The organism is Paraburkholderia phosphatilytica, from assembly GCF_003443895.1.
Lineage (GTDB): Bacteria > Pseudomonadota > Gammaproteobacteria > Burkholderiales > Burkholderiaceae > Paraburkholderia > Paraburkholderia phosphatilytica.
On record NZ_QQOA01000086.1, the window covers coordinates 1 to 5,829 of the forward strand.

Genomic DNA, 5,829 nt, shown 5'->3' on the forward strand with positions numbered 1-5,829 from the left:
GCATCGACAACAATTCTTCGCGCTCGGCTTCACTCAGATTCATTTTTCCCATGCACCTTTAGATCAGTGCAATTTCATTGGTTCAACGGACTAGCGCCCGCGCAATCGCGACGATCTGGCGCTGCGCGATCGACAGAGAGCGGACCGGGCGGTTCAGATCGATGTCGACGCCGAGCCGCTCGAGAATGCGACGCGCGGCCTGCTTCATCTTCCGGTAGTTCACGAGGCGCGGACGGGAACCGAGGTTCTGCTCGAACGCGATATTTTCGGCAACCGTCATTTCCGGGAACAGCGCGAGATCCTGCCAGATGACCTGGATGCCCAGATCGCGGGCGCGCGCCGGGTCGAGGCCTTCGATGGACTCGCCGTCCATCAGCATCATCGCGCCGGGTTCCGGCGTATAGACGCCGCTGATGATCTTGATGATCGTGCTTTTGCCGCAGCCGTTCTCGCCCGCGAGGCAGAGCACTTCGCCAGGCATGACATCGAACTTCACGTTGCGCAGCGCACGCACGCCGCCGAACACCTTCGAGATGTTCTCGAGCTTGAGCAGCGGGGTACGGCCGGCGTCGGGAACGGTCGGCATCGCACCGGTCCCGCGTCGTTGCGTATCGTCGACCGGGTGGGTAGCAGCAGATTGACTCATGGAAACGCTCCGATGGTGCTGGCGCGTGGCCATTGCGTGCTCATGCGCTTGTGCGCGCTCGCACGCGATGTGGCGGCCACGGCCGGGTGAGCGGGTTGCCGCGCCCACCCGCCCGGAAGTCGAGCGGCGCTCAGAGGCCCGTCTTCGCGAGCGCGTCGACGGTCTGCGCGTTGAGGTCGACCAGTTCGTTCACGATCAGGTTGTGGCCGTCGGGGTGAACCACGCCCAGACCCGGAATATTCGTGCCGTCCTTGATCGGCTCGCCCTTCGCGACCATCGTCCCAAGCGTCACGAACACTTCGCCGGCGAGTTCCGGATTCCACATATAGCCGCCTGTCAGCACGCCGTCATGAACGAGGCGCCGGCCTTGACCAGGCGAGAACGGGCCGAGCACCAGAACCTTGCCCTTCGCGCCCTGCTCGTCGACCGCGCGGGCCGCACCGATCGGCCCCTGACTGCCGAACGCGAGAATGCCCTTGAGGTCGGGGTGCGCGCGCATCAGGTCGAGCGCGGTCTTGCGCGATGCGTCGACGTCTTCGGCTACGCCGTAACGGTCGCCCACCAGTTTCATACCCGGGTAGTTTGCCTTGATGTACGCGATGGCCGCATCCGCCCATGCGTTATGCAGCGGAACAGTCAGCGAGCCGACGAACACCGCGTATTCGCCCTTGCCACCCAGCGCTTCGCCCAGACGCTTGCCGTAGGCTTCACCGAAGCCCTTGGCCGAGGCCAGTTCGAAGTCCCAGTCGACGTTCTGCTGCTTCGGCGATTCGTGCGTGATGACCTTGATGCCCGCCGCGCGGGCGCGCTGCAGGACCGGCTCCAGCACCTGCGCGTCGTTCGGCACCACGCCGATCACATCGACGTGCCGCGCAATCAGGTCTTCGATCGCGCGAACCTGCAGTGCAGGGTCGGCGCTCGTCGGCCCGATCATGAAGGCCTTCACGCCGAGCTGGTCGGCGCGCTTCTTGATGCCCTGTTCCATCGCATTGAACCACGGGATACCGCCGATCTTGACGACGATACCGATGACCGGTTTGTCGGGTGATGCCGAGGCCAGGTTCGTGGCCAGCGCGAACGCGACGGCACCGATGCCCAACGTACGCAGAATGTGTTTGAACATGTCTCCTCCGGTGGACGCCCGGCGAGTGCGCCAGACGCTGGAAAGTGAGTGTCTGAGACCCCGGGTCTGACGATTCGAGGAACTTGCTAAATCCATTTAGCAATCCGGGTGGGTGTATGCTGAATCTATTTAGCAGGTGGGTCGACCCGTGCAAACCCTGGTATTTCGACCTTTTCCGAACCGGATACCTTTCATGAAACACGACCGGCGCGAAGGCGCCCCCGGAGCACCTTGATGGCGGGCACCCAACCCACGCGAAAGTCGACGATCTATGACGTAGCCAAGGCAAGCGGTGCGTCCACTGCCACGGTCAGCATGGTGTTGAACGGCACCTGGGCGAGGTATCGCATCAAGGAGGAGACGGCGAACCGGATTCTGGAGGCGGCGCAGAAGCTCGGTTACGCCGTGAACATGAAGGCCCGCGGGTTGCGCCTGTCGCGCTCGGGCCTGGCGGGCATGGTGCTGCCGCACTATCGCAACCGTTTCTTCGCGGGACTTGCACAGACCTTCGAGGATCAGGCGCGCGTCAGGGAGCTATGCCCCATCGTGGTCGGCACCCAGCGGGATCCGGCCGTGGAGGTCAACGTCACCGAAACCCTGCTCTCGCAGCGGGTTGAACTGCTGTTCATCGCGGGCGTGCGCAACCCGACTCCGCTGAATGAACTCTGCGCCGCGGCGGGTGTGCCCTGCATCAACCTCGACCTGCCGGGTGACGGAGCGCCGTCGGTTCTGTCGGACCATCGCAAAGGCTCGCAGACGATCACCGACGTGCTGCTCGACAAGTTGCTGCAACGCGGTCATTCTCCAGACGACCTTGTATTGCTTGGCGGCGTCGCGGACGAATACGCAACGGAGATGCGCATTGCCGGGTTCAAGGATGCGTTCGCGGCGCGAGGCCTGACACCCGGCAAAGCAGCGATCGACAGTTGCGGGTACAACGCAGCCGCGGCCAACCGGGCGCTCGCCAGTCGCTTCGACAATTCCGGGCGGCTGCCGCTGGGTTTGCTGATGAACTCGATCACCGCTTTCGAGGGTATGGTGCAGTTCACTGCCACGCTGCCGCCCGACGCGCTGAAAACCGCGGTGGTGGGATGTTTCGACTGGGACCCGTTTGCGGCCTACCTCCCGTTCGACATCACCATGCTGCGTCAGGATGTGCAGACTCTCATCGCCGAAGCCTTCCGGCTGACGGAAAACTTCGACGCGTCGGACCGTTCCCGTATTCTCGTGCCCACCGGTTTCGGGAAGATGTTTGAAGAAGCGGAGCAAACCAAGGAATTCGATCGTTGAACGCCGGAGCCGAACGGCCACACCGTACAGGCTGATCGCGAACCCCGATCAGCAGCGACGGGCAGGCTGGAAAATCATGCTCGAGCGAATCCCCGGTAGCGCTACGTCCTGGTCTTTCAACAACCCGTTAGACGTTGCATGACACGCAGGAGAAATATGAAGCTCCTTCTAACCGCTGGCGGCGTCACTAACGCGAGCATTCACGGCGCGCTTGTTTCGCTTCTCGGCAAGCCGATTGAGAGATGTAACGCCCTGTGCATCCCCACCGCGGAATATGGTCACCCGATGTGCACGCCCGCATCGGCATGGCGCTTTGTCTCGGGGAACTCGCCCTCGCCCATGTGCAACCTGGGCTGGAAGTCGATCGGTCTCCTGGAACTCACTGCACTGCCCAGCATTGGCGAGGAGCGTTGGATACCGTGGCTAAGGGAAGCCGACGTTCTGCTCGTAGACGGTGGCGACGCGTGCTTCCTGGCTCACTGGATGCGTCAGTCCGGGCTCGCCGAACGCTTACCATCGCTGCCGGACACAGTGTGGGTGGGTGTCAGCGCCGGGAGTATGGTGATGACGCCTCGCATTGGCGAGGACTTCGTGAACTGGAAGGCACCATCCGGCAACGACAGCACCTTGGGACTAGTCGGCTTCTCAATCTTTCCCCATCTGGATCACGAGTCCATGCCCGAAAATTCACTGGAGAACGCTGAACGTTGGGCTGCAAACATTGGCAGTCCCGCCTATGCGATCGATGACCAGACTGCCATTAGCGTCGCAGGCGGCAACATTGAGGTTGTCTCAGAGGGGCGCTGGAAGTACTTTCCGTGAATTCACTGGCAAAGAGGGCTGAACTGTTCGCGGCGGTCGGATGAAACGACGACCGTTGCTATCTTGCGGGACTCGTGAATGAAAGTATCCATCGCGTACATCGAAGAACCCCCGTTCGGCTGGACGGATGCGAACCGTATTGCCACCGGTGCCGACATCGACCTGGCCGATACGGTGCTTCAGGCGATCGGCGTGACGCGGGTCGAGTATCATCTGACGACGTTCAGTGAGTTGCTGCCCGGCGTGCAAGCCGGCCGCTGGGATATGAATGTTCCGCTGTTCGTTACGCCGGAACGTGCCCGTCTGGTCGCTTTCAGTGTGCCCGTATGGGGAATCGGCGATGGCTTCCTGGTTCGCGCGGGAAATCCGAAGACGCTAAACAGCTATGCGTCGCTAGCCAAACGCCACGATGCACGTCTTGGCGTGATTGCCGGACAGGTACAACACGCCTCGGCTATAACGCTGGGCGTAAGTGCGGACCAGATCGCCATCTTCGAACAGCAGGCCGACGCTGTCGAAGCGCTTCGCTCCGGAGCGATCGATGCGTACGCGAGCACTGCTTTGGGAAATCGCATTCTTGCGGATCGTATCGGCGGTTCAGTGCTAGAGGCCGTGGAGCACGATACGGGAATAGACTCGGCGCGCGTCAAGCTAGTACGACATCCCGCAAATAGGTTTAATAATCATCTGGCTGCAAGTACGGCTGCAGGAGGGTGACGACCACTTGCGCCATCTCGTCGAGCGTACCGGTGCCTGGCAGGGGTTCCCAGCGTCCACTATGGCTGCGAAAGGCGGCGCCATAACGATTGCGGCCGAGCTCGGTCAGCCGGGCCACCACGGTTGGCTCCTCATCGTCCAGACGTTTGATCAGCAGGTGACGCCCGTAGGCTTGCGTGATGATCTGCTCGTGGCCGAGCAGGCTGCGCAGTTGCCGCTGCAGTTCGGCGGCGTAGTGTTTGGTGGGTAACGCTGGCATGTCGACCCCTCGATTACGATGCGCCGCTTTGTAGCGGATAGCCCCGGAAACTCCATTTGAAGGGGCGTGCGGCCAGATTGTGCTCGCTGACGAACCGTTCGGTGCGCTCGCGCAGATGCGCGGTGCTGGTATGGCTTGCATGGCGCAGCACCCGGCGCGTGTAGCGGGCAAACCAGAGTTCAATCTGATTGACCCAGCTCGCGTGCAACGGCGTGAAGTGGAAATGAAACCGCTTGCCATGCCGCGCGTTGAACGCCTGCCAGACGGCCTGAGCGCGATGCGTATTGAGGTTGTCCCAGACTACGTGCACCTGTTTGCCCGGATACGCAGTAGCCACGCGCTCCATGAATGCGACCAGATCGTCCTGGGTACGCCGATCGCGGCACTCTGCCAGCACCTGCCCGGTATGGACATCGAGCGCCGCGATCAACGCCTGGGTGCCGTGACGAACATATTCGAACTCGCGTCGTCGCAGGCGTCCAGGGGCGGGCGCACGGCCCGGGTGCTTGCGTTCGATGGCCTGGATGCCGGTCTTCTCGTCGATACTGAGCACCACCGCGTTTCTGGGCGCCTTGCGGTACAGCTTGCAAATCCCGTTGACCTTCTCGCGAAAGGCCGGGTCTGGACTGGGTAGCCATTGCTGGACCCGGTGTGGGCGCACGTCGCCGGCCTGCAAAATGCGCTGTACGTGACTGCGGCTGATCTGCTCGACGACGCCGCGCTCCACCGCGCGCGCCGCAATCTCGTCGAGCGTCGGCGTGACCCGCCCCTCAGGGTCCTGCGCTTCACACGCCAGCGCGATCAACTGCAGCCGCGCTTCATGCGTGATGCGGGGCGGACGGCCACTACGTTCGCCTTCGCGAATGCCCTGAACTCCCCCCCGCGTCAGAATAGATGCCGCCCCGATAGAATTGGAACCTGGGGGCAGTAAAGAGAGAACGAATTGGCGCGTTACGGACAGACATTTAAGGA

7 protein-coding genes are annotated in these 5,829 nt (G+C 62.3%); 3 read left to right on the forward strand and 4 right to left on the reverse strand.

Annotation, left to right across the window (positions count from 1 at the left end):
* Positions 1-82 precede the first annotated feature (82 nt).
* On the reverse strand, positions 83-646 hold the full coding sequence (locus DVS29_RS36505) for an ATP-binding cassette domain-containing protein (protein ID WP_240655998.1): 564 nt from the start codon (positions 644-646) through the stop codon (positions 83-85).
* Positions 647-776: 130 nt separating this feature from the next.
* Positions 777-1,769, reverse strand: coding sequence for a substrate-binding domain-containing protein (locus DVS29_RS36510; RefSeq protein ID WP_118186187.1), 993 nt, complete (start codon positions 1,767-1,769; stop codon positions 777-779).
* A gap of 234 nt (positions 1,770-2,003) precedes the next feature.
* On the opposite strand from DVS29_RS36510, the gene DVS29_RS36515 reads away from it, so the two are divergent.
* From DVS29_RS36515 to DVS29_RS36525, 3 genes are all read left to right on the forward strand, one after another.
* Positions 2,004-3,059 (forward strand): LacI family DNA-binding transcriptional regulator, encoded by a 1,056-nt coding sequence (locus DVS29_RS36515; protein ID WP_118186189.1) that lies wholly within the window; start codon positions 2,004-2,006, stop codon positions 3,057-3,059.
* A 156-nt stretch (positions 3,060-3,215) separates the two neighbouring features.
* A complete protein-coding gene (locus DVS29_RS36520; RefSeq protein WP_118186191.1) occupies positions 3,216-3,881 on the forward strand; it encodes a Type 1 glutamine amidotransferase-like domain-containing protein in 666 nt (221 codons plus the stop codon).
* A gap of 78 nt (positions 3,882-3,959) precedes the next feature.
* Entirely contained in the window at positions 3,960-4,598 is a 639-nt protein-coding gene (locus DVS29_RS36525) for a transporter substrate-binding domain-containing protein (RefSeq protein WP_118186193.1), read from the forward strand.
* Here DVS29_RS36525 and DVS29_RS36530 read toward each other — a convergent pair.
* Both DVS29_RS36530 and DVS29_RS36535 read right to left on the reverse strand, forming a co-directional pair.
* Positions 4,558-4,857: a hypothetical protein gene (locus DVS29_RS36530; protein ID WP_118186195.1), complete on the reverse strand. Its 300-nt coding sequence runs from the start codon at positions 4,855-4,857 to the stop codon at positions 4,558-4,560. The two genes, DVS29_RS36525 and DVS29_RS36530, sit on opposite strands and share 41 nt — an antisense overlap.
* 13 nt (positions 4,858-4,870) lie before the next feature.
* Positions 4,871-5,829, reverse strand: a 959-nt coding sequence (locus DVS29_RS36535; RefSeq protein WP_240655999.1) for an IS630 family transposase, incomplete at its 5' end; no start/stop codon positions are given.

What these genes read in the sequence shown, in the direction of transcription:
- DVS29_RS36505 (WP_240655998.1), bottom strand. Translation starts at nt 646, where the DNA reads ATGAGTCAATCTGCTGCTACCCACCCGGTCGACGATACGCAACGACGC.
- DVS29_RS36510 (WP_118186187.1), bottom strand. Translation starts at nt 1,769, where the DNA reads ATGTTCAAACACATTCTGCGTACGTTGGGCATCGGTGCCGTCGCGTTC.
- DVS29_RS36515 (WP_118186189.1), top strand. Translation starts at nt 2,004, where the DNA reads ATGGCGGGCACCCAACCCACGCGAAAGTCGACGATCTATGACGTAGCC.
- DVS29_RS36520 (WP_118186191.1), top strand. Translation starts at nt 3,216, where the DNA reads ATGAAGCTCCTTCTAACCGCTGGCGGCGTCACTAACGCGAGCATTCAC.
- DVS29_RS36525 (WP_118186193.1), top strand. Translation starts at nt 3,960, where the DNA reads ATGAAAGTATCCATCGCGTACATCGAAGAACCCCCGTTCGGCTGGACG.
- DVS29_RS36530 (WP_118186195.1), bottom strand. Translation starts at nt 4,857, where the DNA reads ATGCCAGCGTTACCCACCAAACACTACGCCGCCGAACTGCAGCGGCAA.